The sequence below is a fragment of the Agrobacterium sp. O3.4 genome (assembly GCF_041414895.1).
GTDB classification, from domain to species: Bacteria; Pseudomonadota; Alphaproteobacteria; order Rhizobiales; family Rhizobiaceae; genus Agrobacterium; species Agrobacterium cucumeris.
In genome coordinates this window covers 602,014-627,294 of the sequence record NZ_JALPZP010000001.1, presented here as the reverse complement: position 1 = coordinate 627,294, position 25,281 = coordinate 602,014, and the positions used below count along the sequence as shown (strand labels likewise).

Here is a 25,281-nt window from a genome sequence, read left to right as displayed (position 1 = left end):
GATCGATCAGGCCGGATTGCCTAGATGAGCCGGTTCGGAACCATTCTCTTGAAGAACCCATTACCCAAAAGCCATTTTCACGCGGCTTTTGGGTAATAAGTTTTAAAAACGATGACGACGGAAAGGGGCATGAAGCCCCTTCCCGCCAGCAATCGCAAGATTACTTAACGTCGACCTTAGCGCCGGCGTCTTCAAGCTTCTTCTTGAGGTCAGCAGCTTCAGCCTTGGAAACAGCTTCCTTGACAGCCTTCGGAGCGCCTTCAACGAGGTCCTTAGCTTCCTTCAGGCCGAGACCCGTGATAGCGCGGACTTCCTTGATGACGTTGATCTTGTTGGCGCCAGCGTCAACCAGGATCACGTCGAATTCAGTCTTTTCTTCTTCAACAGCAGCAGCAACGCCAGCACCGCCAGCAGCAGCAACAGCTACCGGAGCAGCAGCGGAAACGCCCCACTTTTCTTCAAGAAGCTTCGACAGTTCTGCAGCTTCCAGAACGGTCAGGGTGGAGAGGTCTTCAACGATCTTTGCGAGATCAGCCATTTTGATAGTTCCTTTTGTTCAGTTCGAACCAGTTTGAATAATTACAGCGAAAAACCGCCTTAAGCGGCTTCGTCCTTCTTGGCGTAAGCCGAAAACACGCGTGCAAGCTGGCTTGCAGGTGCGGCGACAACCGTAGCGACGCGAGTTGCCGGGGCATTGAGAAGGCCCAGCAGCTTTGCACGAAGCTCGTCCAGCGAAGGCAGGGTCGCAAGCGACTTGACTGCTTCGGCGTTGAGCGTGGTTGCACCCATGGCGCCGCCGAGAACAACGACTTTATCGTTGGTCTTTGCGAAGTCCATGACGACTTTCGGAGCGATCATCGGGTCGACGCTGTATGCAATCAGCGTCTGGCCCTTGAAGAGATTTGTCATCCCTTCCGACTCCGTGCCCTGAAGAGCGATCTTGGCCAGGCGGTTCTTCGCGACCTTGACGGTGCCTCCGGCAGCGCGCATCTTCGAACGGAAGTCGTTCATCTGCGCAACGGTGACACCAGCATAGTGGGCCACGACAACCGAACCGGAAGCCTTGAAGACTTCGTTCAGCTCCGTGACGAATTCGCGTTTTTCCGCTCTTTCCACTGTCTGTCTCCAGTAGACGGGACCACATGATTGTGAACCCGTCGGGTTTGCCTTTGCCCCAGGGGACCTTCTTACAAAGATCCCGAGCGACGCTCGAGGATCCTGTCCCCCGCTCTGTCGCCGCAAACGGCTCCAGGCACAGGCACACCAGGTTCGAACCGGACAGTCAGACATCCTTGGATGTCTCAAATCCAGCCTCACCCGTCTCATGCAGGTTGAATGATTAAGGCCAGATCCCGAAAGACATGGCCACCTGCAATCTCGGACAGGAGTTCCGGGTTTCCCCGGAAATCTCCGGCTCCCTGAGAGCCGGAAATTCTTTTAGTCACACGCCCCGAAAGACGCGCGAGAATTGATTAAGCCGTAACCGACGAAGGGTCGATCTTGACGCCCGGACCCATGGTCGAGGAAATCGCAACGCGCTTGACGTAGTTGCCCTTGGCACCCGTCGGCTTTGCCTTGATGACTGCATCGGCGAAAGCCTTGATGTTTTCTTCAAGAGCCTTGGCGTCGAACGAAGCCTTGCCGATACCGGCATGCACGATACCAGCCTTTTCGACGCGGAATTCGACAGCGCCGCCCTTGGACGCCTTGACGGCGCCGGCAACATCCATCGTCACCGTACCGACCTTCGGGTTCGGCATCATGCCACGCGGGCCGAGTACCTTGCCGAGACGGCCGACGAGCGGCATCATGTCCGGGGTCGCGATGCAACGATCGAAGTCGATCTTGCCGCCCTGAACGATTTCAACCAGTTCTTCCGCGCCAACAACGTCAGCGCCGGCAGCCGTGGCTTCATCAGCCTTGACGCCACGGGCGAAAACGGCGACGCGAACGTCACGGCCGGTGCCGTTCGGCAGGTTGACAACGCCACGAACCATCTGGTCCGCATGGCGCGGGTCAACGCCGAGGTTCATCGAAACTTCAACGGTTTCGTCAAACTTGGCAACCGCACGTTCCTTGACCATCGAAATGGCGTCGGTGAGAACGTAAAGCTTGTTGGGATCCACGCCTTCGCGGATCTTCTGAATGCGCTTTGCTACCTTGGCCATGATCAACCTACCACTTCCAGGCCCATGGCGCGGGCGGAGCCCTCAACCATTGCCATTGCGCCTTCGATATCGGCTGCATTCAGATCCTTCATCTTGGCTTCAGCGATCGTCTTGACCTGAGCCTTGGTGATGGAGCCGACCTTGGCGCCCTTGCCAGGCGTCTTGGAACCGGAGGTGATCTTAGCTTCCTTCTTCAGCCAATAGGTCATCGGCGGCTGCTTCATGACGAAGGTGAAGGACTTGTCCTGGTAATAGGTGATGACGACCGGGATCGGCATACCCTTTTCCATTTCCTGCGTGGCGGCATTGAACGCCTTGCAGAATTCCATGATGTTAATGCCACGCTGACCAAGTGCCGGACCGATCGGCGGGGACGGATTGGCCGACCCAGCCTTTACCTGCAACTTGAGCTGGCCTGCAACTTTCTTAGCCATATCTCTCTGCCTTTCAATTCAAACCGGTTACCCGGCTTCTCTCTAGCCGGATCGCTCCGGCGGCTGCGGTTGCGTGGTGCGGCGCCCTGCCCCGGCTTTAAGAGCCAGATTGCCTTCCACGCGCTTGGGGTTTCACCCCTCCAATCAGACCTTCTCGACCTGATTGTATTCCAGCTCGACCGGCGTAGCGCGGCCGAAAATCGAAACTTCCACCTTCAGGCGCGAACGCTCTTCGTCGACATCCTGCACCACGCCGTTGAACGACGCGAACGGACCGTCGGAAACGCGAACCTGCTCGCCGATCTCGAACGAAACCGAAGACTTCGGACGCTCGACACCTTCCTGAACCTGACCGAGAATACGATCGGCTTCATAATCGGGAATCGGAACAGGCTTATTGTCCGAACCGAGGAAACCGGTAACCTTCGGCGTGTTCTTGATGAGGTGATAGGCCTCATCCGTCAGGTTGGCGCGCACCAGCACGTAACCCGGAAAGAACTTGCGTTCGCTATCAACCTTACGGCCGCGACGCACCTCGACAACCTTTTCGGTCGGCACGAGGATTTTCTCGAAAAGATGATCAAGACCCTTCTGGCGGGCCTTTTCCTCGATCGACTCGGCGACCTTCTTTTCGAAATTCGAATATGCGTGAACGATATACCAGCGTGCTGCCATTTTTATTCTCCGTTCAATCCTTCACCAGGCCGTTACCGGCCTACGTTCAGCACGAGGCTGAGCAGCCAGCCGATGAGCTGGTCTGCAGCAAAGAAGAACAGAGCCGCAAAAATGACCATCACCAGCACCATAGCCGTCGAAATCATGGTCTCGCGGCGCGACGGCCAAGTAATTTTTGACGCTTCGGCGCGAACCTGCTGCAGAAACGTAAACGGATTGGTTTTGGATGCCATTGACTGCCCACGCAATTACGGCGCGTAAAGCCGAACTAATCAGCCCCACGCACCGCGTGTCTGTTTTGACCTACATAAACACCGATTCCACTTTTAACAAGAGGAAATCGACATTCCGCGAAATTCACCGGAAATCCGGTAGCCATCTGCCGTGCAGCGAAGACCGCGCTTGCGAATGGAAAGTGGCAGGGGCAGTAAGGCTCGAACTTACGACCTGCGGTTTTGGAGACCGCCGCTCTACCAACTGAGCTATACCCCTTCATCACCGTAATCGACCGCGAAAATCGCTTGGCCAATTCGGTATGCGCTCCTTTAAGACGCCGGGAAAAGAATGGCAAGGGTGTTTTTCGTTTTTTCACAATGTCTGGCAAAATACACGGACGAGCCGCCTGCCCCACCCGGCACAATGCCTATTCCCTTGATCTTTCTCACACTCCCCAACAGGAAAAACCCATGAGCATCTATCTCGTCCGTCACGGCCAGACCGAATTTAATGCCGTCCAGCGCTGGCAGGGTCAGGTCGATTCGCCGTTGACGGAGCTGGGACGACAACAGGCGGCGCGCATGGGGCGTAAGCTCGCCGCGCTGACCGGCACAGGTGAAGCGCATGTTTTCTCGAGCCCGCTCGGACGGGCACGGCAGACCTGCGAGATCATAGCCCGTGAGATCGGCGTGATAGACGGCATCACCCTCGATCCGGGTCTGATGGAAATCGGCATGGGTGCATGGGATGGCATGACGGATTACGAGATCGATCACGAATATCCCGGCATGCGCGACGGACTGGACCGGCATGAGTGGTTTTTTCACGCCCCCGGGGGTGAAACATTTGAGAGAATGACGGACCGCGTCACCCGCAGCCTGGAGACGATCAAACAGAGGCAGGCCCGCGACGCGATCATCATCTGCCACGGCATCACCAGCCGGATATTACGCGGCGTTTATGCGAGCCTCCCGAAAGACGAGACACTGCGCCTCGAAGTACCGCAAGACGCGTTCTTCCATCTCAGGCACGGCGACATTGCCCGGATCGATTGCTGAGGCTTTTTTGCAATAAAAAACCCCGCTGTCTCCAGCGGGGTTTTCTCAAATCCCTTACGGGAAAAGATTACTCGACGATCGAGGCCACGATGCCGGCGCCGACGGTACGGCCGCCTTCGCGGATAGCGAAGCGCAGCTTTTCTTCCATCGCGATCGGAACGATCAGCTCGACTTCAACCGTGACGTTGTCGCCAGGCATAACCATTTCCGTGCCTTCCGGCAGAGAAACGATGCCGGTAACGTCCGTCGTGCGGAAGTAGAACTGCGGGCGGTAGTTCGTGAAGAACGGCGTATGACGGCCGCCTTCTTCCTTCGTCAGGATGTAGGCTTCTGCCATGAACTTCTTGTGCGGCTTGACCGAACCCGGCTTGCACAGGATCTGACCACGCTCAACGCCGTCACGGGTAACGCCGCGAACCAGAGCACCGATGTTGTCGCCAGCCTGGCCCTGATCGAGCAGCTTGCGGAACATTTCAACGCCGGTAACCGTCGTCTTCGAGGTCGGACGAATGCCGACGATCTCGACTTCTTCACCAACCTTGACGATACCGCGCTCAACGCGACCCGTCACAACCGTACCACGGCCAGAGATCGAGAACACGTCTTCGATCGGCATCAGGAACGGCTGGTCGATCGGACGCTCAGGCGTCGGGATGTAGGCGTCAACAGCGGCCATCAGCTCGCGGATCGCGTCTTCACCGATCTTCTTGTCAGAATCTTCAAGAGCGGCAAGTGCCGAACCCTTGACGATCGGGATATCGTCGCCCGGGAAGTCGTAGGACGACAGAAGTTCGCGAACTTCAAGCTCGACGAGCTCGAGAAGCTCGGCGTCGTCAACCTGGTCGACCTTGTTGAGGAACACGACGATTGCCGGAACGCCAACCTGCCGGGCAAGCAGGATGTGCTCGCGGGTCTGCGGCATCGGGCCGTCAGCAGCCGAGCAAACCAGGATCGCGCCGTCCATCTGGGCAGCACCGGTGATCATGTTCTTCACGTAGTCGGCGTGGCCGGGGCAGTCGACGTGCGCGTAGTGACGGGCAGGCGTCTCATACTCAACGTGTGCCGTCGAAATCGTGATACCACGGGCCTTTTCTTCAGGCGCGGCGTCGATCTGGTCATACGCCTTGAATTCGCCGAAGAACTTCGTGATCGCGGCAGTCAGCGACGTCTTGCCATGGTCAACGTGACCGATCGTGCCAATGTTGACGTGCGGCTTATTGCGCTCAAACTTGCTCTTTGCCATGTGAATTGCTTCCTGTGAACGTGAAGTAGTTTCCCCGGCGAACCGGTTTGGTGTCGCCGTTTAAGGCTTTGTAAGCGAATGCGCAAGACTTAATTGTGAAAGCGCCTGCGCACGCGCTTCAAGCGTGCCCCGAGGCCCGCATATGGTGTGTTGTTTGCGACATTTAAACCCTTGGAAGAATGACATCGACGCAAGCCGCGCGGAGTGCCTTTCTGCTATTCTCGATCACTAATTAAGATATTTCCATCACAACTTCTTTACCTGCACCGCCATGATGGCTTAAGGACAATCCATCGCCGGGGGGAGACGGGCGATCCCGATGCGGCGCTGGGCGCCATCCCATGCCTTATCTCGTTCCGTCGCTTTCCCCCGCGACCTTTCTATCCGTTTCAGGACCATTCCATGGAAATCTTCACAGCCGCCGGTTTCACGGCATTCTTACAGGTCATCGCGATCGATCTCGTTCTGGCGGGCGACAATGCCATCGTCATCGGCCTTGCCGCCGCCGGTCTTCCCGCCCATCTCCGCCGCAAGGCAATTCTGGTGGGCATCATCGCCGCCACCGTTTTGCGCATCGCCTTTGCCGCCGTCACCGTGCAGCTTCTCGCCATTGTCGGGCTGCAATTGTTCGGCGGCCTGCTGCTCGCCTGGGTGTGCTGGAAGATGTGGTCCGAACTGCGCGAAGCTGCCGGCTCCATCGAAGACGAGGTGACCGACGACGAAGCCGATCTGACCAAAGGCCACAAGACCTTCTTTCAGGCCGCAACTCAGATCGTCATCGCCGATGTCTCCATGTCGCTGGACAACGTTCTGGCTGTTGCCGGCGCCGCACAGGAACATGTGACCGTCCTGGTGATCGGCCTCATCGTTTCGATCGCCCTCATGGGGCTTGCCGCCAACTTCGTCGCCAAGCTGCTGCACCGCTATCGCTGGATTTCCTATCTCGGTCTGATGGTCATCATCTATGTGGCACTCAACATGCTCTATCACGGCGTGATCGAAGTCTTGCCCTATATCAAGGCCTATCTGGGCTGAGCCGCCCCGCAGAAACGCCATTTGAAAGGCCCGGAAACGTGAAGGTTTCCGGGCCTTTTTTACGCGCTGCCGAGCGCGATGAACGTCTTCGAAAACCCCTTCGACCCACCGGCAGGCACACCTCGAGAATCACGCGATTCAACCGCTGCAACATCCGGGCAAGGCAGGGAAATCGTAATTTCTCGCCTATGGGTTCTGGCAATTGAGGTCAGCCACAAGCAAGCCTAGGGAGCTAGTAATAAGTCATAATAATAAAAAGAAAGGTAAAGCTGCCAATGGCTTATGACTGGAGCGGCGGTCGTACCCGTCGCCGTCGAAGGGTGAAACTCGGCGTTGTCGCAAGCTCCCTCATCCTTCTCGCGCTGCTGGCGTCGCTCGTTCTCGTCTGAACGCGACGCAAGCGCAGACCAACACTGACCGGCGGCATGGCAAGGTTTCATAACCGCCCTGCCGCCGCTCCTTTAAAGGCTACTGCTGCCGATCAGGACTTCTTCTTTTCCACGCAGTGAACCGGCTTCTTCATCTCCGGATCCGCCATCAGATCATAAAGATCGGCCTCCTCACCCTTCGACCACCAGACGTGAACGCCGCCCTGATATCTGGCGCCTGAGCCTGAAATGACATTCGCGGCAACGATGACGCCATCCTTCAGCCCCAGCCGCACGAGGCTGATATCGCCGGCATTGAAATAAACGGCGTCCACCGTGTCGGCGGCGCATTGATAGACAGCCTCGACCTTCTCGATCGTCGTGTCCTTCGGAAGCGGAATCACCAGATCATCAGCCAGAGCGCTGGAAGCGACCGCCGACGACAGGATTGCAAGACACGTGATGGCGATGGATTTTCTCATGTTGACCCTTTCCTGATCCAGTCGAAACATAAGGTCACGACAGCAAAGCCAAAATTGGGCGGACCATTCCTGACTTTTGGAATTTGCGGAAACATGAACGACGGAGGACATGCCGAAGCATATCGACGACACGTCTATCCGCTGTCAGCTCATGCCGGAAGGCACACCCGGTGCCCTTATCGATACATCCAGTAAGCGGCGCCAAGGATAACCGCCCACATCAGCAATGATATGGCCAGCACTGTGAGATAGTTTCGAAATCGTCTGGTCATCCGCCCACATTGCCGGTCGGCCATCACCGGACAGCGCTTACCGTTGAATTGCTGGATGCGGGTCGAACCGCAGGATCAACTCTTTCTACCAAGATACTGAATCACGGACTATTCACAGATTTTACCCGCCCGAAAACGGGGTTGCCCCAGGGCCCCGGATGTTACCGGCTGTAAGAGTTAATTCCCGGCCACGCCTGACCATCTTGCATGGCCATAAGAAGCCTTGCCCACCTTTGCCCTATCTGGTGGCGGCGATGGAGAGCGCATGAACACATCCTCCCCGGCTGAAACCGTTCCCGCCTGCCAATATGATTCTGGAATCAGTCTGATGGTCGGGCGACGGCAGTCGGCCGCCGCCCCGTCGCTTGTCAGCTCTTCAGCGCCGTGTTGCACAGGCTCCAGTAGCCGCCGCCCTTCTGAATCCACTTCAGATCGCCGAGCGTGCCGTCATTCTTGTTCTTGTGGTAGGAGTCGACACAGGTCTTCAGGCGTGCCTTGCCAGGCGTTTCGCTTGAATATTTCTTATCGACAGCACTCGGAAAAGCGACGCCCTTCGGGGCCTTTGTCGTCGCTTTTTCGGGTTCTTTGTCGGTTGTAGCCGCGACCTGCTTGTCGTCGGCCGCATCTTCGGCCGCCGCATCGGCACCGCAGAATTTGGCGCGATAGTCGTTCCACTTGACGTCCTTCGCGGATCCGTCGGCTTTCGCCGCCTGATACTTCACGCTGCACTCCTTCATGGTGAGTGCGGCTGCGGGGGAGACGAACGCTGCCGATGCCAGCAGCGCAAAGGATGAGAGAATGACAACCCTGTTAAACATTGAAGACTCCCGTTTGCATGATTGCCGGCCGACTATCCGACCGGATTTTCCGCTTGTCAACGAGCAGTGCGGGAAGGACGGAAAGTCGAATTGACGGGGGAATGAAACGTGTTCAGAGGACACGGCATCTTCCTGGTAAAGACGGCATCATGCCGGCTCACATTTGCGCGTGGACGCGTAAGGCCCAACAGCCGCCGCAAGCGACCTCTCCAATCCCGCCGCCTCACCTTTTACCGATCGCGAAGAATCACGTGTTCGTGTGGCGTCAACCCTCTCACGGAACGAATTTCCTAAATTTTCGTTAGCATCCCGAACGAATAACGAGGATTTATCGATGTTGAGGATGCCGAAGACTATCTCCGCACTCGCTCTTGGCGTCGCATTATCTGGCGCTTCTGTCATGCCCGCCCACGCGCTGAGCCTTATACAGCCGGCCTATGAACCGCCGGAACAGGCACAGAATTCGAACCAGCGTGGCTATCCCGCATCCGCCTTCGCCGCGGGCAAGGGTGAGGAAGCCACATCGAATGGCTACGCCCTGTCGCAGGCGGAGATAAACCACGTCAAATGGTGTGCGGCGCGATACACCTCCTACCATCCGACCGATAACAGCTACATGGCCCCTGCGGGGACACGCACCCAGTGTCTTTCTCCCTATTAACGCCCGGCTGGGAGAACAGCCTGTTGCGCACGCAGGTTCCGGAGCTGGCTCCAGTTACGATACGCTTTTAGCCGCCTCGTCGATCAATCCGGCGACGGCGGCAGGATGCGACGCAAGGGATGCGTGGCTTGCTTCAAGCGAAATAACCTGACGAGCCCCCAATCGAGCCGACATGAGATGCTGGTTCTCCGGGGAGATCATCCGATCATCGGTTGAAATCTGATACCAGGACGGTTTTGCTTTCCAGGCAGGCTTTGAGATAGCATTTCCAAAAGTCGAGGCGAGCGGCGCCTTCTGGGTCACCGCCATGACCAGCGCTTCGTCAGCGCTGAGATCCTGGCAAAAACTCTCATGGAACTTGTCTGCGCGCAGCCAGAGATAACCGTCGTCATCAGGCGCAAGATTTGCAACCGCCGCAGGCGGATGCTGCTGAGTGATGCCTCCGGGGCTCTCGCCTGCATCGGGGGCGAAGGCGGCGATATAAACAAGCCCGACAACATTCGGCAGATTGCCGACTTCCGTGATGACCGCGCCACCGTAGGAGTGTCCAACAAGCAGAACGGGGCCATCCTGTTGCGCAACCATCTTGCGGGTGCGCTCAACATCGTCGGCGAGTGATGTCAGTGGTAATTCGACAGCCTTGAGAGTGTAACCTCTGCCGGCAAGATCGACGATTACTTTGCTCCAGTGGGCAGCCCCGCCCCAGAACCCATGCACGAGAATAATCGTCGGCTTCGAACCCATGTGTCACTCCTCGGTTGGAATTACGACACCGGTCGTTGGCCGCTCTTGTCGGACGTTCGCTGGCGTCGAGTGATTACTGCACTTGCCGGGACAGGAATAATCGGCGCATCCTGGCCCCGCGAGAGCAATGTAGCATGCTGTTATGGTGCCGGTCGAAATCATATGTAAACACGATAGCGTCACCTGTGGGCTTGGCCCGGCGAGCGCTGATTACGCAACTGCGTGAATTGAGAGTAACATCAGATAGTCGACAGGCAAGCCCATATGGCCCCCTGCTCCAAAAACTCTATCGATGTTGGAAAGAGCGGTTGGATTTCCAGCGAGATTTTTGATGGGCGACTTCAAGTCGCGACATTTTGAGGGCGAGATCGGCCCGGCTTCCAACCGCTTTAGTCAATATCGCGATTTCTAACACCAGAATTGCTGGATGCCCTACACGATCTCGCGGGCGTCAGAAAACGCTGCAAACCGTATCTAACGAACGTCTTTGATTGTACCGGGAGAGTAAATGGAGCGGGTAGCGGGAATCGAACCCGCGTATTCAGCTTGGAAGGCTGCTGCTCTACCATTGAGCTATACCCGCGGTGGTGATTTCGATCCGTGCAGAATGGTGGAGGGAGTTGGATTTGAACCAACGTAGGCGTAGCCAACGGATTTACAGTCCGTCCCCTTTAACCACTCGGGCATCCCTCCAGCTTTCTGCTAGGATCGAGCTACCAAGCTCTTCAGATTTTGCCGCGGCGAAGCGCCATTGCGTCGTCTGTGGCGCGTATATGACGGCCTCGTTCGTTTCTGTCAACACGCCCTTTCACGAATTTTCGGGAAAAAATTCAAACATGTTTACAGTCCTGTGGATTATCGCGGGGGCTGGTGCGCGCCTCCTAGCGGAGATATAAGGCGCCATGAGCAAAGACGATCCAAACAACAAATCCACCCGCGATACGCACTACGCCACCCTGCGCCGCGCCGTACGCGACGCCAAGCGCGAAAGGGGCGAAATCCCCACTCCGCCGCAGCAGAGGCGCAGGAACCGCGATGCGGACGACTGGAAGCCGCCGCAGCTTGCACCGGATCAGGTGCATCTTTACGGCCTGCATACGGTGCGCGCCGCACTCACCAATCCCGAACGGCAGATCGTCAAGCTCTCCGTCACCCAGAATGCGCTTGCACGTCTGGATATCGGCGAGGCGGACGCCCAGCCCTTCCCTGTCGAGATGGTTTCCCCGCAGGATATCGACAAGGTACTCGGCCCCGAGGCGATCCATCAGGGCGTGATGCTGGAAACGAAGCCATTGCCGGTCAAGAGGCTCGGCGCGCTGAAGGACAGCCCGCTCGTCCTCGTGCTCGATCAGGTTACCGATCCCCACAATGTCGGCGCCATCATGCGCTCGGCGGTCGCCTTCAACGCCGGCGCAGTCATCACCACCATGCGCCACAGCCCGACCGAGTCGGGCGTCCTGGCAAAATCCGCCTCCGGCGCGCTGGAACTCATCCCCTATATCCAGATCACCAATCTGGCGGATGCGCTGGGCGAGTTGCACAAACTCGGCTTCTTTTCGGTTGGGCTGGATTCGGAAGGCCCCGCCCCCATCGAACAGACCTTCAGCGGCGCAAAAGTCGCGCTGGTACTGGGAGCTGAAGGCAAGGGTCTGCGCCAGAAGACTCGCGAAACCGTCTCGGCGCTCGCCCGTCTCGATATGCCCGGCGAGATCAAATCGCTTAACGTGTCGAATGCGGCGGCCATCGCCCTTTACGCAACGCAGCAATTTCTGGGCAAAGCGTCGTCCTGACGCTTTCCCTTCCTTGCGAAATCACAAAGCGCAACGCATGCTGCGCTTTTTCGCAAGGAGCAAATTTCAACATGACCGAGCAGACCATCAAACCGACCGGCGAGCTGACGCTCAGGACGCTTGCCATGCCGGCCGACGCCAATCCCGCCGGTGATATTTTCGGCGGCTGGGTCATGTCGCAGATGGACTTGGCAAGCGGCATCCGCGCAGCGGAACGCTCACGCTGTCGCGTGGTCACGGCGGCGGTCAAGGAAATGGCTTTCGAACTGCCGGTGAAGATCGGCGATACGCTGTCCATCTATACCGATATCGCCCGCGTCGGCCGCACCTCCATCACATTGACGGTTGAAGCCTGGGCACAGCGGTCGCGTTTCGACAAGCTGGAAAAGGTCACCGCCGGCACCTTCATCATGGTGGCGATGGACGAAAACGGGCAGCCGACGCCCATTCCTCCGGGGGAGTAGGCACGATGGAGGCCGCCGTCAACGCCGCGGAAGCCTATTCGCACATCCGTGCCGTCATGGGCATGGTGGTCGGCCTCAGCCTCGCCCGCCTGCTGACCGGCCTTGCCGGTTTCGTGCAACACCCAAAGAAGGAACGCATCTATCCGCTGCATCTCGGCTGGGTGGCGTTCCTGTTTCTGATGCTGGTGCATTTCTGGTGGTGGGAACACCGGCTTTCCGCCACCGGCCACGTGCTGGGCTTCGGCGCTTTCCTGTTCCTCATCCTGTTCTGCTCGCTGTTTTATTTCCTCTGCGTGCTGCTGTTTCCCACCGACATGAAGGAATACAAGGGATATGAGGACTACTTCTTTTCCCGCAAAAGCTGGTTCTTCGGTTTTCTGGCAGCGCTTTTCGTCACCGATGTCGGTGACACGCTGCTGAAGGGACAGGACTATCTTGCAACGCTCGGCCCGGAATATCTCATCCGTACCGCCATTTACGTCGTTCTTTTCACATCCGCCGCCTTCATCGGCAACCGCCGCTTCCACCGGTTCCTCGTCATCTTCGCATTGATCTACCAGATCGCCTGGATTTTCCGCACCTACGACCTGCTGGCCTGAAGACCGTAACGTCCTGATGCCGTCATTGTGTCGCGGTGACATTTCGCCGCGATTATGGCATTCCGGCCTTATGGGACATATTCGCAGGATCATGCAGGACAGAAGCTCGGCTGGCGCCATCGCCACGCTGGCCGTCCTGCTTTTCCTCCTGCAGGGTCTCGCCAACGGCCTGACCAGCGGCAACATGGCCATGGCCGCGCTTGCGGCAGATGAGGTCATCTGTTCCAGCCACATGCCCGAAGGGCCCGCAAAGCAGGACCCGGCGGGCAAAATTGCCGCCGACTGCTGCGGAACGCTGTGCCGGCTGGCATCGGCCACCATTGCCACTCTTCCGGTCACACCTGTCGAACGCGCAGACAGTGTCGTTACGACGGACGAAGTCGCCTTTTTGAACTTCGATGCGGCATTGCCGCCATCGCCGCCCAATCTGGAATCACGCCCCCGCGCACCGCCCGCCCCTCCGCAGAACTGAAACACGCCCGGCTTGCCGGAAATCACTCTTCCTGCGGAGACATCCATGTCCGTTACGACCTCTTTCGAGGGCGAGCGCGCGCCTGCGCATTCCTCGTCCATCAATCTTTACCGCGCCGTGTGGCGCTGGCATTTCTATGCCGGTCTCTTCGTCCTGCCCTTCATGATATCGCTCGCCGTCACCGGCGCCCTTTATCTTTTCCGGGACGAATTCGATAACCTCATCCATTCGGATTTGAAGCGGATAGAGGTGGTGCAAAACGCACCGAAAGCACTGCCTTCCGAAATTGTTGCCGCTGCACTTGCTGCGGTTCCAGGCACTGCCGTCAAATATACGACCCCGGCCGATCCCGGCGCGTCGACGGAAATCACCGTCAATACGGCGGATGGCAAGCGCGCCGTCTACGTCAATCCCCATACGGCTGAGGTTGCCGGCTCCCTGCCGGATCGCGGCACCGTCATGTGGACGATCCGCTACCTCCACAGCCTAAAATATTTCGGTGCCTATGCCCGCTACCTGATCGAGATCGCCGCCGGCTGGTCCATCCTGCTCGTCGCCACCGGTATCTATCTCTGGTGGCCGCGAAAACAGACGGGCGGTGTCGTAACGGTGCGCGGTACGCCGAAAAAGCGGGTCTTCTGGCGTGATACCCATGCCGTCACCGGCATCTTCGTCGGCTTTTTCATCGTCTTCCTCGCCGTCACCGGCATGCCGTGGTCGGGCGTCTGGGGCGCGAAGGTCAATGAATGGGCAAATGGCAGCAATTTCGGATATCCGGCCGGCGTCCGCACCGATGTCCCGATGTCCGGTGACCATCTCGATCACGTGGCCAAAACAAGCTGGTCGCTGGAACAGGCACAAATTCCCGAATCCAGTGCGTCCGGCACCGGCCAACCGATCGGGATCGATGCGGCCATGGCGCGTTTCGACGCCTTGGGCCTCGCTGCCGGTTACGCCGTCGCACTGCCCACCAAATCTTCCGGGGTCTATAGCGGCTCCGCCTATCCTGACGATCTGACGCAGCAACGCGTCGTCCACCTCGATCAATATAGCGGCGAGCCGCTGATCGATATGAGTTACGCCGACTACGGCCCGCTCGGCAAAGCGCTCGAATGGGGCATCAACGTGCATCTGGGTCAGCAATACGGGGTCGTAAATCAGATCGTGCTTTTGGCAGCCTGCATCGGCATTGTGCTGCTAGCCGTCTCCGCCGGTATCATGTGGTGGAAACGCCGCCCGCAAGGCTCGCTCGGCGTTCCGCCCCTGCCGCAGGAAAAACGTGTGCTGCGCGGGCTCCTCGCTGTACTCGCCATCGGCGGCATCCTTTTCCCGCTGGTGGGCGCGAGCCTGCTGGTGATGCTGGCGCTGGATCTGATCGTGCAGTCTCGCCAGAAGCGGCGGGCCGGTTAAAAGGCATCCTCTAAAATGAAAACAGCCGGGCGAAAATCCCGGCTGTTTCCCTCGTTATTGACGAAAGTCTGACTTAGAACATCGTATTGTTGTTCGCCGCCGTCTCGGGCACCGGCTGGATCACATCCCAATGCTCGGTGATCTTGCCATCCGTGACGCGGAAGATGTCGACGATGGCCGTGCCACGATCGCCCTCTTTTTCGGTCGAATGAATATGCAGATAGACAAGATCGCCATCCGTTGCGCTGCGGACGATGCGCGCTCTGGACTGCGGATTTTCCTTGAAGAACCCCGTGAAGTAATCGACAAACGGCTTCTTGCCGTCAGGCACATTGGGGTTGTGCTGCTTGTAGCTGTCGACGACAACGGCAGCGCCCTTCTCCACCTCGTGCTTGTTGAAGACGGTGTCGTAAAATTCGATCACCAGCTTGCGCTTGGCTTCTTCCTGAGCCAGATCGCGATTTGCGGTTTGCGCCAGAACCGGTGCGGCCACCAAAGCGGGCACGAGCGCGAAAGCGGCAATGGCAAGACGGCGTGTTACGAAATTCATGGGTGATACCTCTCAATAACCGACGGTGAAACGCTGGCGGGAATGCTGCGGCTTCTCGATTTCATCGACAAGCGCGATGGCATAATCTTCGAAGGAAATACGGCTGCCTTCGTCATTGCTGAGCAGGCTGTCCTTGCCGATCCGGAATTTGCCGGTTCTTTCCCCCGGCACAAATTCGGCTGAGGGTGACAGGAAGGTCCAGTCGAGCTGCTTTTCCTCTTTCAACAGATCCAGGAATTCCGCACCCTTCGTCGCCTCGGCCTTGTAGGCGGCCGGGAAATCCGGAAGATCAACCACACGCTGGCCGGGCGCAATTTCAAGGCTGCCGGCACCGCCGACCACGAGATAACGCTGAACGCCGGAAGCACGCACGGCCTCGATGAGCTTCAGGGGATCGCTGGCAGTGAAGTGCACCGAGCTTATCACAGCATCGTGACCCCTAAGCAGCTCAGAAAGCCCCACCTGATCGAAGACGTCGCCCTTTTTGGCCACCACATTCGGCAGGCTGGCGATCTTCTCAGGAGCGCGGGCAATCGCCGTTACCTGATGCCCCCGGTCCGAAAGTTCCTTCAAAATGCGGGAGCCGGCATTGCCGGAAGCGCCGACGAGCGCGATTTTTGCCATGGCTTCTGTCCTTTCGTCACAATCGTTATCGGTCTAGATAATAGACCGCGAAAGAGAGCTATGATATCGCAACCATAGCCGCAAGAAGTCAGCGGCGGCTGATCTGGTCACATGGCGATGACCTTGATGAGTGAAAAAGGGCAAGGGGTAGGAAACAGTGTCGGACACGCAAACAAAGGAAATCTTCACCTTCGAGCAACCGTGCCCGATCCGTGACGTACTGGATCGCATCGGCGATCAGTGGAGCCTGCTGGTTCTGGAAGCCCTGCAGGGCGGCGTGCTACGCTTCAACGAACTGAACCGCAGGATCGACGATATTTCCAAGCAGATGCTGTCGCGCACGCTGAAGCGGCTGGAAGAAGACGGCTTCATCCGCCGCACGCTTTATGCCGAAGTGCCGCCGCGGGTGGAATATGAACTCACCAATCTCGGCCGCTCGTTTCTGGTGCCGATGCAATTGCTGGTGCAATGGGCCGACGAGAACCACGTTCGTATCTGCAAGGCGCGCCTGCAATATTCCGAAAACGACAATCGCGGCTGATCCACTGCCGGCACGGGCCGGGTCTCAAACCCCATACCTAGGCCAGACGATAGACCTTGCAGACCAGCCCTTCCGGCTGACGATAGGTCGTGAAGCCTATCGCCTCGTAATAATTCTGCCCGAGCCTGTTATCCGCGCCGATGCTGGCATCGATATTTTTCAGGCCGCGAGCCTCCGCCGCCTTTCGGGTAGCCGTAAAAAGCGCGGACCCCACGCCCCTTCGCGCCGCATGCGGGCTGACATGGGTGCCGATGATACCCCAGCCTTCCGCCACGCCGTAGGGATTGTCCGCCCGCGCGTAACGCAGCGACTGGAAGCCCAGAATACGCCCGTCCCCGTCCTCGGCGACCGAACACTCGATACGGTCTGCATGCCGGATGTAATTTTCCAGCACCGCAACGATATCAGTCGGCGCCTTTCGGAGGCCTGCCGAGAATATCTCGTTCTGGACCGCCGCCATGCCAGCCGCATCATCGTCTCTCGCAGGCCGTATCTTCATCAATGTATCAACCTCTCAGATTGCGACTGCTGGCATATGGTCCCGGACCGGAGCCTCACCATGCGGATCAGGACCGGAAAATGAAGGAAGCCCCAAAAGCGATCAAAGCAAAGCCGATCACATGATTGATGGTGATGCTCTCCTTCAGCCAGAAGATCGAGAACAGCGCGAAGACCGCAAGCGTGATGACTTCCTGGATGGTCTTGAGCTGCGCCGTGGAATAGACCTCCGAGCCGATACGGTTCGCCGGCACGGCGAGCATATATTCGAAGAACGCGATGCCCCAGCTCGCGATGATCGCCAGGAAGAGCGCGCTGCCCTTGTGCTTGAGGTGGCCATACCAGGCGAAAGTCATGAAAACATTTGAGGCGACGAGCATTAGGACAGGCCAGATGTGGGCGGGACTGATCGAGAACGGCATGATGGTTCCTGAAAATAGGGAGGGATGTCATGAAAGGCAGTTTGAAAACGCAACCATCATTCTGCCGGTAGAGATTTGCTCTAGCGCATCGCAGCGAAAACCGGAATCGATTTTCAACAGGTTTCGATAAAGCTGCATTCAGCCGCTATGCAACGCATCCGCCTGAATTTTGTTCCGGATGCTTCGTTTCCTTTTTGTACTCATTTTTTCACGGCCTCCCCTTCCCTTTGCGCGTGACTCCCTCCATATTTCGCGCATGGCCAGATCACCGAAAAATCCCCCGTCCTCGCCCTCCGGCTTTGAGGAAGCCCCGCAATCGTCGTTCGAAGGCGCGCCGCTCAGCGGCAGTGTCGCCGACTGGGTGAAGCAGCTGGAGGCGGAAGCCGAGGCGGGCTCGGTGGAAACCCAGCGCGAAATTGCCTCGAAAGCGGGCAAGCACCGCAAGAAGATCGAGATAGAGGCCCGCAAGGAAGCGGAAAAGGCAGCCGCCAAGACGGCCAAGAACACCACCGCGTCCAAAACCGCGCGCGGCGTATCCATCGGCGCGTCGAGCGATCCGAAAACCCGTGCCGCCGCTGGTCTTAATCCGGTGGCCGGCATGGACGTTTCGCTGGAGGAAGCCGCCAATCTCGCGCCAGGCGCCGTCACCGCCACGGTGGACGCATTGTCCAAGCTGATCGAGAGCGGCAATCCACTGTTCAAGGACGGCAAGCTCTGGACACCGCACCGACCCGCCCGCCCGCCGAAATCGGAAGGCGGCGTCGCCATCCGCATGGCCTCGGACTACCAGCCCGCCGGCGACCAGCCGACCGCCATCGCCGACCTCGTTGAAGGCATCGATTCCGGTGAGCGCAGCCAGGTGTTGCTCGGCGTCACCGGCTCCGGCAAGACCTTCACCATGGCCAAGGTCATCGAAGCCACGCAGCGCCCCGCCGTCATTCTTGCACCCAACAAGACGCTGGCGGCACAGCTCTATTCCGAGTTCAAGAACTTCTTCCCCGATAATGCGGTGGAATATTTCGTCTCCTACTACGATTATTACCAGCCGGAAGCCTATGTGCCGCGCTCCGACACCTTCATCGAGAAGGAATCCTCGATCAACGAACAGATCGACCGGATGCGCCACTCCGCCACCCGCTCACTGCTGGAGCGTGACGACTGCATCATCGTCGCTTCGGTCTCCTGTATCTACGGTATCGGCTCGGTGGAAACCTATACCGCCATGACCTTCCAGATGCAGGTGGGCGACCGGCTGGACCAGCGTCAGCTTCTGGCCGACCTGGTGGCCCAGCAATACAAGCGCCGCGACATGGATTTCCAGCGCGGTTCGTTCCGCGTGCGCGGCGATACCATCGAAATCTTCCCGGCCCACCTTGAGGATGCCGCCTGGCGTATCTCGATGTTCGGCGACGAGATCGATTCCATCACCGAATTCGACCCGCTGACCGGCCAGAAGACCGGCGATCTGCAATCGGTGAAGATTTACGCCAATTCGCACTATGTCACGCCGCGCCCGACGCTGAATGGCGCGATCAAGTCGATCAAGGAAGAGCTGAAGGGCCGCCTCGCCGAGCTGGAAAAGGCCGGCCGCCTGCTGGAAGCCCAGCGGCTGGAGCAGCGCACCCGTTACGACATCGAAATGCTGGAAGCGACCGGCTCCTGCGCCGGCATCGAGAACTATTCGCGTTACCTCACCGGCCGCAATCCCGGCGAGCCGCCGCCGACGCTGTTCGAATATATACCTGACAACGCGCTGCTGTTCATCGACGAAAGCCATGTCTCCGTCAGCCAGATCGGCGGCATGTATCGCGGCGACTTCAGGCGCAAGGCGACGTTGGCCGAATATGGCTTCCGGCTGCCCTCCTGCATGGACAACCGGCCGCTGCGCTTCGAGGAATGGGATGCGATGCGCCCGCTCACCGTCGCGGTTTCGGCCACCCCCGGCTCATGGGAAATGGAGCAGTCCGGCGGCGTCTTCGCCGAACAGGTCATCCGCCCGACCGGCCTCATCGATCCGCCGGTGGAGGTGCGTTCCGCCCGCAGCCAGGTGGATGACGTTCTCGGTGAAATCCGCGAGACCGCCGCCAAGGGTTACCGCACACTCTGCACCGTGCTGACCAAACGCATGGCCGAGGACCTGACAGAATATCTGCATGAACAGGGCGTGCGCGTCCGTTACATGCACTCTGACATCGACACGCTGGAGCGCATCGAGATCATCCGCGACCTGCGCCTCGGTGCCTTCGACGTACTCGTCGGCATCAACCTGCTGCGCGAAGGCCTCGACATTCCCGAATGCGGTTTCGTCGCCATCCTCGATGCCGACAAGGAAGGCTTCCTGCGTTCGGAAACCTCGCTGATCCAGACCATCGGCCGCGCCGCCCGTAACGTCGACGGCAAGGTCATCCTTTATGCCGACAACATCACCGGCTCGATGAAACGGGCGATGGAGGAAACCTCCCGCCGCCGCGAAAAACAGATGGCCTATAATGCCGAACACGGCATCACGCCTGAATCGGTCAAGGCGAAAATCTCCGATATTCTTGATTCTGTTTATGAGCGCGATCACGTAAGGGCTGATATTTCAGGCGTTTCCGGCAAGGGCTTCGCCGATGGCGGCCATCTGGTCGGCAACAATCTGCAGGCCCATCTCAACGCGCTGGAAAAATCCATGCGCGATGCCGCAGCCGACCTCGACTTCGAAAAGGCCGCTCGCCTGCGCGACGAAATCAAACGCCTCAAGGCCGCCGAACTCGCCACCATGGATGACCCCATGGCCAAGGAAGAAGCGCGCGCTGTTGAAGGCGGCGGCAAGGCCAGGAAAAGCGCTAAAAACGCTCGCCCCGAGTCGATCTCCCTCCCTGAGGGGGAGATGTCCGGCAGGACAGACGGGAATGAGCCACCCGCGGCAACCTCCCTCTTCGCCAAACCCTCTCTGGACGAGATGGGCCCCGGCTCGGACGCTGGAAAGCCGCTGTTCCGCAGAAACTCGCTGGACGAAATGACAGTAGGCAGAACCGAAAAACCCGTGCGCGGCACCGTGCCCGACAAACCGGAAAGCGAGCCCGGCAAACGGTTCTCACCGCTGCTGGAAGGCCAGCCGGAGCGTGCGACCGACGATCCAAGACCGCTGGTACGCGGTAAGATCGGCGCGGGCTCCTATGAGGATGCCGGCGAACAGAAGCGCAAAAGCCGAACCAAGGGCAAGACCGGCCGTCCCGGCCGCTGATGCGCAACGATCAATCAGGCGGGTGGCGATAGATTTGCCCCCGCTTCAGCGTTGTGCGTGGCAGAACAGCTTCCGATCATAGCCGAAGTAGTTCCAATATAGGTTCACGGCCGCTTTACGTCCGGAAATGCGTAAAACACAAAGCACGTCGAGCGCCTCCGTTTAACCGGATACTGTTCTAACCTTCGCAGCGGCTGACCCGCGTCGCAATCTGCGCTGCTCCAAACACCTTCACCAGATCCGCATCGATGGACATCGGAATGTAGTCCTCATTTTCCGCAGGCTTGATATAGGTCGAGAAATAAATCGGCCCACTCGGCAGGGTGCCGGCGACGCAGACCCGCAATATCTCTATTTCCGTGCTGCCGCGGATGCGCGGCCCCTCGATGCGCGAGCGGCGCACCTTCTCCTGCAATGCGGTGAGCCGCGCCACATCCTCGGGCTTTATTCTCCACGCGGTTGTGCCCCATCCGGCCCGGTTTTTCGCCTTGAACCGGGCGCGGTCAGCCTCAGACATATCTTCTTCGATCAGCCCGAATGTTTCGACAGTCTTGTCCTTAACTCCATCGGTGGCGCTGCGGATGATCATCACCGCATCACCGGCACGGAGTGAAAGGAAGGTAGGAAGCTGCAACCCCACCCGCACATGCTCGAAATTCATCGTCAGAAAATCGAGGCGCATCAGCTTGGGAATACTGGAAATCGGCGTGGTCATGCAGCCGGAGAGAAATACGATCAAAATAAGCAGTGGTTTGAAACGCGATAATGTCAATGTCATCATGAAACCCAGAAGACTGTGGCGCAATATGAATGGCCGCCGCATCGAAATTCCCGAAGCTGAAGCCATTAGATCGCCCGCAAACTTGCAAGGAGAGCATTACCGCAACATTATGCCCTGACGACGCGGTTCCCACGAACGTGGATTATCGTCTGGAGATAGCAGCAGGGAGACACGGCATGCATCGAAAAAATCTGGCGGCCTTCTGCCTTTTGCTTTCCTGCGGACCAGCCTTCTCCGGACAGATCGAGGATGCGACTTTCCAGAGCGCCGCCCTCAACGCGCCGCTTCCCGTCAACATCTATCGCCCGGACGGCACGCCGCCCGAAAACGGCTGGCCGGTGCTCTATCTCCTGCATGGCCATGATGGCGACCAGAATAGCTGGCGCGATCTCGGCAACATCGAAAAGACCCTCGATACGCTCATTGAAGCAGGCACCATCCGTCCGCTGGTGGTCGTCATGCCCGGCGTCAAGAACAGCTGGTACGTCGATTCCGCCGCCGTCGGCGGCCCCGGCGACTATGAAACGGCACTGACCGGCGATCTGCGCCACCAGATCGAAAAAACCCTGCCGGTGCGCAAGGATCGTGAAGGCCGCGCCATTGCCGGCCTTTCCATGGGCGGTTTCGGTGCCCTGCATCTCGCCTATGGCCACGAAGACCTCTATGGCGCCGTCGTCAGCCTGTCCGGCGCGATCTGGCAGAACGTGCCCGCCTCCGATCTCGACAAGACACCCGCCGAATTGAAGCTCATTCAGGACAGCGCCTTTTTCCATCAGGTCGACCGCACCACCATCACCAGCGGCATCGTGCTGCCTTCCACCGGTGACCATTTTTCCGGCGCCTTCGGCACGCCCTTCGATGCAAGGCTCTTTAACGAGAAAAACGTCTTCACCCTCGTCGCCCAGCACGTCGCCGAAAGCGAGGATCTTCCCGCCACCTATCTGACCGTAGGGGATGATGACGGCTTCTTCCTCTGGCGCGGCGCCATCGCCCTGCATGAGACCCTACAGGCCGACAAGCGCAAATCCGAACTGCGGGTGACCGATGGCGATCACGTCTGGTCAGTGTGGAAAGTTTCGATCATCGACGCGCTGAAGTTCATCGACAGCGAATGGGACAAGGCAGCGGATGTTGCGCAAGATTGAGGAACCCGCCGTCTTCACGGCTTGATCAGCCTGATCATTTGCCGGCCCGCTTTTTCCCGGTTTTCACCGACGCGTTCAACGCCACGGCAACCTGGATCAACGTTATCAACGCCTCCTCGTCCACGATGTCCCCTTCGTGTAAATCGATCGCCCGCCGCATATTGCCCTCAAGGCTCGAATTGAACAGGCCCGCAGGATCCGCGAGTGAAGCACCCTTGGCGAAGGTCATCTTCACGGCGTTCTTGTAGGTTTCACCGGTGCACAGAATGCCCGCATGCGACCAAACCGGCACACCGCGCCATTTCACTTCTTCAATCACCTCCGGATCAGCCTTTTTGATCAGCGCGCGGACATGCGCGAGCATATCACCCCGCCAGTCGCCAAGCTCGGCGATCTTGCCGTCAATGAAGTCCGATGCTGCGATTTCCTCCGCACCTTTCTCCGCCGTCGTTTTTGCCATGACACTCTCCCGATTTCACCGCGCCGCCGTTGCCGGCCTGCCCCGCGACTGTTTCGTCTTTCAGCATAGACCAAATTTTCATGCCATCCCACGCGGAACCAAATTCACGCTTCGCCGTTTCCTTACCGAACGAAACGTTCAGCATACAAAGGGAAGAAACATCATGAAAATCAAGGTCATCGCGCTCGCTGCCGCGGCAGTGCTCTCCTCTTCCGTGGCTTTTGCCCAGACGGCCACCACGGCCCCTGCCGCCGGCGCGGATGCCGCTTTGTCCGGCCCCGGCATCACCATGGGCACCAAGGCCAACGGCCCGCTGAAGTTCGTGAATGTCCAGAAGACCGATCTCACCGCCTCCCAGCTCGACGGTCTCGACATCTACAATGCCCAGAACGAAAACATCGGCGAAATCGAAGATGTCGTCATCGGCGACGGCAAGTCGGTGATCGGCCTTGTGGCCAGCGTCGGCGGTTTCCTCGGCATCGACAAGAGCTACGTGGTGCTCGACCCGGCCTCGGTCGCGGTCAACAACGACAACGGCACCTGGAAGGCCTATGTCGACACCACCAAGGAAGCGCTGCAAAATGCGCCGAAGCTCGACTACGACAAGCTGGACGACTGATTACCCCTGCAGTCGCAAGCTTGCCCCCGCGATCCGTCATCGCGGGGGTTTTTCCTGTGTTATATTCCGGCGGGGCATCTGGTAATCCCATCGCACAGACCCTTGCCTGACAGCCCGCCTCTCGCCTATCTTCGGCTCGCAAATCACCAAGGATCCATGCGTGCCCGCCAAGACCCTCTCCGCCCTCGCCACCAGCACCGTCATGATGTTGCTAAGCGCCGTTCCGCTGTTCGCGCAATCCACCGGCTGGAAACCCGCAGAGCAGATAAAAACCTATGCCATCAGCGGCAATACCGGCGGTGCTTTGTACCAGTCGATCGGCGAACGCGGCCCGACTGCCGGCGTACAGGCGATCGCCCACACGACCTTCAAGCTGACCTGGCGGCGGGATTATCGTCCGCAGCCAGACGGCGCCTGTGTGCTGGCCACCGCAAGGCCCAATCTCACCATCATCTACACCTGGCCGAAAGCACCGGCGCAATTGCCACCCGCCGTTGCCGCCAGCTGGAAAACCTTCATTTCCGGCGTCGAAACCCATGAGCGTGTCCATGGCGAACATATTCTCGACATGGTGCAGAAGATCGAAGCCTTCAGCACGGGTCTGAGGGCGGAAAACGATCCGAAATGCCAGAAGGTGCGGGTTGTCCTGCAGCAACGGCTGGGCGAGCTTTCCAACGAGCAGCGCCAGCGCGGCCGTGATTTCGACCGCGACGAGCTTTCCCCCGGCGGGCGGGTGCACAAGCTCATTCTCGCGCTGGTCAACGGGCCCTGAAGAGCGATTATTCCGCCGCCTCGCCCTTCAGCAGCGGCTCGGACAGCACCATGGTCTCCAGCTCATAGGAATAGCCCTCGAGCATCGTATAGGCCTGCTCGATTGCCTCGATCTGGGCCTCCGCATTGCGGATGGCTTCGGCGATCGACTGGCTGCGGGCGCGCAGCATGGAACTCAGCACATCGGTCTCCGGCTTGCGGCCGAGACGATCCATGTGTTTGCGAACCCGGGTGCGGTGCCGCTCAAGTTCCAGAATGTGGAAGCGGCTTTTGAGAATGTCGTCGGTCAGCTTGCGACGCATGGCGGCCACGGGATCAAAGCTTCCGGGTTCGCGCTCATCCAGAATGAACTCGTTGACCAGTGTTTCCAGCATCAGCAGGCCCTTCAGGTCCTTGGCGTCGGCAAGCTGTGGATCGTAACCCGTATCGTCGAACACCTTGCGGCGCACCGGATCCTTCAAAAGCTCGTAGGCCGTCTGCAGGCGGGCGAATTGATCGGCGTCGCCACCGCTGTCGGGATGGGCCGCCTTGGCAACCTTACGATAGGCCGACTTGACCGCCGCCTCGTCGGCATCGCGCTCCACGCCAAGCAAAACATAGGGATCGATCACAAAAACACCTTCAAACGCAAACTGTTACCCGCATGCCCGATACCACCGTCGCAGGACCTGCGGGCGGATCATAGGCCAAATCCGCCCCGCACGGCACCCCGCACCGGCGGTTAAACCGGCA

30 protein-coding genes and 3 tRNA genes are annotated in these 25,281 nt (G+C 58.7%); 13 read left to right on the top strand and 20 right to left on the bottom strand.

Annotation, left to right across the window (positions count from 1 at the left end):
• Nucleotides 1-160: 160 nt before the first annotated feature.
• From rplL to M0412_RS02965, 7 genes are all read right to left on the bottom strand, one after another.
• Nucleotides 161-538 (bottom strand): 50S ribosomal protein L7/L12, encoded by a 378-nt coding sequence (gene rplL / locus M0412_RS02995; RefSeq protein ID WP_142840177.1) that lies wholly within the window; start codon nt 536-538, stop codon nt 161-163.
• 59 nt (nt 539-597) lie between these two features.
• Entirely contained in the window at nt 598-1,116 is a 519-nt protein-coding gene (gene rplJ, locus M0412_RS02990) for a 50S ribosomal protein L10 (protein ID WP_142840178.1), read from the bottom strand.
• A 356-nt stretch (nt 1,117-1,472) separates the two neighbouring features.
• Complete coding sequence (rplA, locus tag M0412_RS02985; protein WP_142840179.1) at nt 1,473-2,168, bottom strand: 50S ribosomal protein L1; 696 nt, start codon at nt 2,166-2,168, stop codon at nt 1,473-1,475.
• A 2-nt stretch (nt 2,169-2,170) separates the two neighbouring features.
• Nucleotides 2,171-2,602 (bottom strand): 50S ribosomal protein L11, encoded by a 432-nt coding sequence (gene rplK / locus M0412_RS02980; RefSeq protein ID WP_027677153.1) that lies wholly within the window; start codon nt 2,600-2,602, stop codon nt 2,171-2,173.
• A gap of 144 nt (nt 2,603-2,746) precedes the next feature.
• Complete coding sequence (gene nusG, locus M0412_RS02975; RefSeq protein ID WP_046798156.1) at nt 2,747-3,277, bottom strand: transcription termination/antitermination protein NusG; 531 nt, start codon at nt 3,275-3,277, stop codon at nt 2,747-2,749.
• Between the two features lie 32 nt (nt 3,278-3,309).
• Nucleotides 3,310-3,510 carry a preprotein translocase subunit SecE gene (gene secE / locus M0412_RS02970; RefSeq protein WP_003523719.1) on the bottom strand — a complete coding sequence of 67 codons (201 nt, stop codon included), beginning with the start codon at nt 3,508-3,510 and terminating at the stop codon, nt 3,310-3,312.
• 183 nt (nt 3,511-3,693) lie between these two features.
• A tRNA-Trp gene (locus tag M0412_RS02965) sits at nt 3,694-3,769 on the bottom strand.
• A 194-nt stretch (nt 3,770-3,963) separates the two neighbouring features.
• On the opposite strand from M0412_RS02965, the gene M0412_RS02960 reads away from it, so the two are divergent.
• Nucleotides 3,964-4,551 carry a histidine phosphatase family protein gene (locus M0412_RS02960; protein ID WP_269703999.1) on the top strand — a complete coding sequence of 196 codons (588 nt, stop codon included), beginning with the start codon at nt 3,964-3,966 and terminating at the stop codon, nt 4,549-4,551.
• Between the two features lie 67 nt (nt 4,552-4,618).
• Here the strand turns inward: M0412_RS02960 and tuf are convergent, their stop codons facing one another.
• Nucleotides 4,619-5,794 carry an elongation factor Tu gene (gene tuf, locus M0412_RS02955; protein WP_080824790.1) on the bottom strand — a complete coding sequence of 392 codons (1,176 nt, stop codon included), beginning with the start codon at nt 5,792-5,794 and terminating at the stop codon, nt 4,619-4,621.
• A 402-nt stretch (nt 5,795-6,196) separates the two neighbouring features.
• Between tuf and M0412_RS02950 the strand changes: the two genes are divergently transcribed.
• Nucleotides 6,197-6,829 (top strand): TerC family protein, encoded by a 633-nt coding sequence (locus M0412_RS02950; RefSeq protein WP_142840181.1) that lies wholly within the window; start codon nt 6,197-6,199, stop codon nt 6,827-6,829.
• A gap of 481 nt (nt 6,830-7,310) precedes the next feature.
• Here M0412_RS02950 and M0412_RS02945 read toward each other — a convergent pair whose 3' ends face one another.
• A complete protein-coding gene (locus M0412_RS02945; protein WP_269702988.1) occupies nt 7,311-7,679 on the bottom strand; it encodes an MliC family protein in 369 nt (122 codons plus the stop codon).
• Nucleotides 7,680-8,319: 640 nt separating this feature from the next.
• Nucleotides 8,320-8,769, bottom strand: coding sequence for a hypothetical protein (locus tag M0412_RS02940; RefSeq protein WP_142840184.1), 450 nt, complete (start codon nt 8,767-8,769; stop codon nt 8,320-8,322).
• Nucleotides 8,770-9,103: 334 nt separating this feature from the next.
• Between M0412_RS02940 and M0412_RS02935 the strand changes: the two genes are divergently transcribed.
• Complete coding sequence (locus M0412_RS02935) at nt 9,104-9,430, top strand: BA14K family protein (protein ID WP_269702990.1); 327 nt, start codon at nt 9,104-9,106, stop codon at nt 9,428-9,430.
• 54 nt (nt 9,431-9,484) lie between these two features.
• Here the strand turns inward: M0412_RS02935 and M0412_RS02930 are convergent, their stop codons facing one another.
• From M0412_RS02930 to M0412_RS02920, 3 genes are all read right to left on the bottom strand, one after another.
• Nucleotides 9,485-10,174, bottom strand: a complete 690-nt coding sequence (locus M0412_RS02930) for an alpha/beta hydrolase (protein WP_142840186.1) — start codon at nt 10,172-10,174, stop codon at nt 9,485-9,487.
• Between the two features lie 509 nt (nt 10,175-10,683).
• Nucleotides 10,684-10,757: transfer RNA gene (locus M0412_RS02925), tRNA-Gly, on the bottom strand.
• A gap of 25 nt (nt 10,758-10,782) precedes the next feature.
• Nucleotides 10,783-10,867 (bottom strand) — tRNA-Tyr (locus tag M0412_RS02920).
• 209 nt (nt 10,868-11,076) lie between these two features.
• Here M0412_RS02920 and rlmB point away from each other — a divergent pair.
• The 5 genes from rlmB to M0412_RS02895 all read left to right on the top strand — a co-directional run bounded on the left by rlmB (nt 11,077) and on the right by M0412_RS02895 (nt 14,909).
• Nucleotides 11,077-11,964 (top strand): 23S rRNA (guanosine(2251)-2'-O)-methyltransferase RlmB, encoded by an 888-nt coding sequence (gene rlmB, locus M0412_RS02915; protein WP_142840187.1) that lies wholly within the window; start codon nt 11,077-11,079, stop codon nt 11,962-11,964.
• A gap of 71 nt (nt 11,965-12,035) precedes the next feature.
• Complete coding sequence (locus tag M0412_RS02910; protein WP_142840188.1) at nt 12,036-12,428, top strand: acyl-CoA thioesterase; 393 nt, start codon at nt 12,036-12,038, stop codon at nt 12,426-12,428.
• Between the two features lie 5 nt (nt 12,429-12,433).
• Nucleotides 12,434-13,027, top strand: coding sequence for a hypothetical protein (locus M0412_RS02905; RefSeq protein WP_142840189.1), 594 nt, complete (start codon nt 12,434-12,436; stop codon nt 13,025-13,027).
• Between the two features lie 70 nt (nt 13,028-13,097).
• Nucleotides 13,098-13,499, top strand: coding sequence for a DUF2946 family protein (locus M0412_RS02900; protein WP_142840190.1), 402 nt, complete (start codon nt 13,098-13,100; stop codon nt 13,497-13,499).
• Between the two features lie 45 nt (nt 13,500-13,544).
• Nucleotides 13,545-14,909, top strand: coding sequence for a PepSY domain-containing protein (locus tag M0412_RS02895; protein WP_269702994.1), 1,365 nt, complete (start codon nt 13,545-13,547; stop codon nt 14,907-14,909).
• Nucleotides 14,910-14,982: 73 nt separating this feature from the next.
• Here M0412_RS02895 and M0412_RS02890 read toward each other — a convergent pair whose 3' ends face one another.
• Together M0412_RS02890 and M0412_RS02885 are read right to left on the bottom strand one after the other, a co-directional pair.
• A complete protein-coding gene (locus M0412_RS02890; RefSeq protein ID WP_269702997.1) occupies nt 14,983-15,459 on the bottom strand; it encodes a nuclear transport factor 2 family protein in 477 nt (158 codons plus the stop codon).
• A gap of 12 nt (nt 15,460-15,471) precedes the next feature.
• Entirely contained in the window at nt 15,472-16,083 is a 612-nt protein-coding gene (locus M0412_RS02885; protein ID WP_269702999.1) for an NAD(P)-dependent oxidoreductase, read from the bottom strand.
• Nucleotides 16,084-16,240: 157 nt separating this feature from the next.
• On the opposite strand from M0412_RS02885, the gene M0412_RS02880 reads away from it, so the two are divergent.
• Complete coding sequence (locus M0412_RS02880) at nt 16,241-16,624, top strand: helix-turn-helix domain-containing protein (RefSeq protein WP_142840194.1); 384 nt, start codon at nt 16,241-16,243, stop codon at nt 16,622-16,624.
• Nucleotides 16,625-16,661: 37 nt separating this feature from the next.
• On the opposite strand, the gene M0412_RS02875 is transcribed toward M0412_RS02880, so the two are convergent.
• Both M0412_RS02875 and M0412_RS02870 read right to left on the bottom strand, forming a co-directional pair.
• The gene (locus M0412_RS02875; protein WP_269703281.1) at nt 16,662-17,084 is read right to left on the bottom strand and encodes a GNAT family N-acetyltransferase; all 423 of its coding nucleotides are present in this window, start codon (nt 17,082-17,084) and stop codon (nt 16,662-16,664) included.
• A 106-nt stretch (nt 17,085-17,190) separates the two neighbouring features.
• Entirely contained in the window at nt 17,191-17,544 is a 354-nt protein-coding gene (locus M0412_RS02870; protein WP_003495099.1) for a DMT family protein, read from the bottom strand.
• Nucleotides 17,545-17,800: 256 nt separating this feature from the next.
• Here M0412_RS02870 and uvrB point away from each other — a divergent pair, with 256 nt between their 5' ends.
• Entirely contained in the window at nt 17,801-20,773 is a 2,973-nt protein-coding gene (gene uvrB, locus M0412_RS02865; protein WP_269703004.1) for an excinuclease ABC subunit UvrB, read from the top strand.
• Nucleotides 20,774-20,951: 178 nt separating this feature from the next.
• Here uvrB and M0412_RS02860 read toward each other — a convergent pair whose 3' ends face one another.
• On the bottom strand, nt 20,952-21,551 hold the full coding sequence (locus M0412_RS02860) for a hypothetical protein (protein ID WP_269703006.1): 600 nt from the start codon (nt 21,549-21,551) through the stop codon (nt 20,952-20,954).
• 179 nt (nt 21,552-21,730) lie between these two features.
• On the opposite strand from M0412_RS02860, the gene M0412_RS02855 reads away from it, so the two are divergent.
• Complete coding sequence (locus M0412_RS02855) at nt 21,731-22,699, top strand: alpha/beta hydrolase family protein (protein ID WP_269703008.1); 969 nt, start codon at nt 21,731-21,733, stop codon at nt 22,697-22,699.
• A 34-nt stretch (nt 22,700-22,733) separates the two neighbouring features.
• On the opposite strand, the gene M0412_RS02850 is transcribed toward M0412_RS02855, so the two are convergent.
• Entirely contained in the window at nt 22,734-23,159 is a 426-nt protein-coding gene (locus M0412_RS02850; RefSeq protein WP_269703010.1) for a DUF1801 domain-containing protein, read from the bottom strand.
• A gap of 163 nt (nt 23,160-23,322) precedes the next feature.
• On the opposite strand from M0412_RS02850, the gene M0412_RS02845 reads away from it, so the two are divergent.
• Nucleotides 23,323-23,778 (top strand): PRC-barrel domain-containing protein, encoded by a 456-nt coding sequence (locus M0412_RS02845; RefSeq protein ID WP_269703012.1) that lies wholly within the window; start codon nt 23,323-23,325, stop codon nt 23,776-23,778.
• A gap of 202 nt (nt 23,779-23,980) precedes the next feature.
• Nucleotides 23,981-24,550: a DUF922 domain-containing Zn-dependent protease gene (locus tag M0412_RS02840; RefSeq protein ID WP_305765317.1), complete on the top strand. Its 570-nt coding sequence runs from the start codon at nt 23,981-23,983 to the stop codon at nt 24,548-24,550.
• A 7-nt stretch (nt 24,551-24,557) separates the two neighbouring features.
• Here the strand turns inward: M0412_RS02840 and M0412_RS02835 are convergent, their stop codons facing one another.
• Nucleotides 24,558-25,160, bottom strand: a complete 603-nt coding sequence (locus tag M0412_RS02835; protein ID WP_046798137.1) for a J domain-containing protein — start codon at nt 25,158-25,160, stop codon at nt 24,558-24,560.
• Nucleotides 25,161-25,281 lie beyond the last annotated feature (121 nt).

Bases quoted from the DNA above. Each gene is read 5' to 3' on its own strand.
- rlmB (WP_142840187.1), top strand. From the start codon at position 11,077: ATGAGCAAAGACGATCCAAACAACAAATCCACCCGCGATACGCACTAC.
- nusG (WP_046798156.1), bottom strand. From the start codon at position 3,277: ATGGCAGCACGCTGGTATATCGTTCACGCATATTCGAATTTCGAAAAG.
- rplA (WP_142840179.1), bottom strand. From the start codon at position 2,168: ATGGCCAAGGTAGCAAAGCGCATTCAGAAGATCCGCGAAGGCGTGGAT.
- M0412_RS02935 (WP_269702990.1), top strand. From the start codon at position 9,104: ATGTTGAGGATGCCGAAGACTATCTCCGCACTCGCTCTTGGCGTCGCA.
- M0412_RS02940 (WP_142840184.1), bottom strand. From the start codon at position 8,769: ATGTTTAACAGGGTTGTCATTCTCTCATCCTTTGCGCTGCTGGCATCG.
- rplL (WP_142840177.1), bottom strand. From the start codon at position 538: ATGGCTGATCTCGCAAAGATCGTTGAAGACCTCTCCACCCTGACCGTT.
- M0412_RS02945 (WP_269702988.1), bottom strand. From the start codon at position 7,679: ATGAGAAAATCCATCGCCATCACGTGTCTTGCAATCCTGTCGTCGGCG.
- uvrB (WP_269703004.1), top strand. From the start codon at position 17,801: ATGGCCAGATCACCGAAAAATCCCCCGTCCTCGCCCTCCGGCTTTGAG.
- secE (WP_003523719.1), bottom strand. From the start codon at position 3,510: ATGGCATCCAAAACCAATCCGTTTACGTTTCTGCAGCAGGTTCGCGCC.
- M0412_RS02950 (WP_142840181.1), top strand. From the start codon at position 6,197: ATGGAAATCTTCACAGCCGCCGGTTTCACGGCATTCTTACAGGTCATC.
- M0412_RS02845 (WP_269703012.1), top strand. From the start codon at position 23,323: ATGAAAATCAAGGTCATCGCGCTCGCTGCCGCGGCAGTGCTCTCCTCT.
- M0412_RS02910 (WP_142840188.1), top strand. From the start codon at position 12,036: ATGACCGAGCAGACCATCAAACCGACCGGCGAGCTGACGCTCAGGACG.
- M0412_RS02890 (WP_269702997.1), bottom strand. From the start codon at position 15,459: ATGAATTTCGTAACACGCCGTCTTGCCATTGCCGCTTTCGCGCTCGTG.
- M0412_RS02905 (WP_142840189.1), top strand. From the start codon at position 12,434: ATGGAGGCCGCCGTCAACGCCGCGGAAGCCTATTCGCACATCCGTGCC.
- M0412_RS02840 (WP_305765317.1), top strand. From the start codon at position 23,981: ATGATGTTGCTAAGCGCCGTTCCGCTGTTCGCGCAATCCACCGGCTGG.
- M0412_RS02885 (WP_269702999.1), bottom strand. From the start codon at position 16,083: ATGGCAAAAATCGCGCTCGTCGGCGCTTCCGGCAATGCCGGCTCCCGC.
- M0412_RS02900 (WP_142840190.1), top strand. From the start codon at position 13,098: ATGGGACATATTCGCAGGATCATGCAGGACAGAAGCTCGGCTGGCGCC.
- M0412_RS02930 (WP_142840186.1), bottom strand. From the start codon at position 10,174: ATGGGTTCGAAGCCGACGATTATTCTCGTGCATGGGTTCTGGGGCGGG.
- M0412_RS02860 (WP_269703006.1), bottom strand. From the start codon at position 21,551: ATGACATTGACATTATCGCGTTTCAAACCACTGCTTATTTTGATCGTA.
- M0412_RS02875 (WP_269703281.1), bottom strand. From the start codon at position 17,084: ATGGCGGCGGTCCAGAACGAGATATTCTCGGCAGGCCTCCGAAAGGCG.
- M0412_RS02895 (WP_269702994.1), top strand. From the start codon at position 13,545: ATGTCCGTTACGACCTCTTTCGAGGGCGAGCGCGCGCCTGCGCATTCC.
- M0412_RS02870 (WP_003495099.1), bottom strand. From the start codon at position 17,544: ATGCCGTTCTCGATCAGTCCCGCCCACATCTGGCCTGTCCTAATGCTC.
- tuf (WP_080824790.1), bottom strand. From the start codon at position 5,794: ATGGCAAAGAGCAAGTTTGAGCGCAATAAGCCGCACGTCAACATTGGC.
- M0412_RS02855 (WP_269703008.1), top strand. From the start codon at position 21,731: ATGCATCGAAAAAATCTGGCGGCCTTCTGCCTTTTGCTTTCCTGCGGA.
- M0412_RS02960 (WP_269703999.1), top strand. From the start codon at position 3,964: ATGAGCATCTATCTCGTCCGTCACGGCCAGACCGAATTTAATGCCGTC.
- rplK (WP_027677153.1), bottom strand. From the start codon at position 2,602: ATGGCTAAGAAAGTTGCAGGCCAGCTCAAGTTGCAGGTAAAGGCTGGG.
- M0412_RS02850 (WP_269703010.1), bottom strand. From the start codon at position 23,159: ATGGCAAAAACGACGGCGGAGAAAGGTGCGGAGGAAATCGCAGCATCG.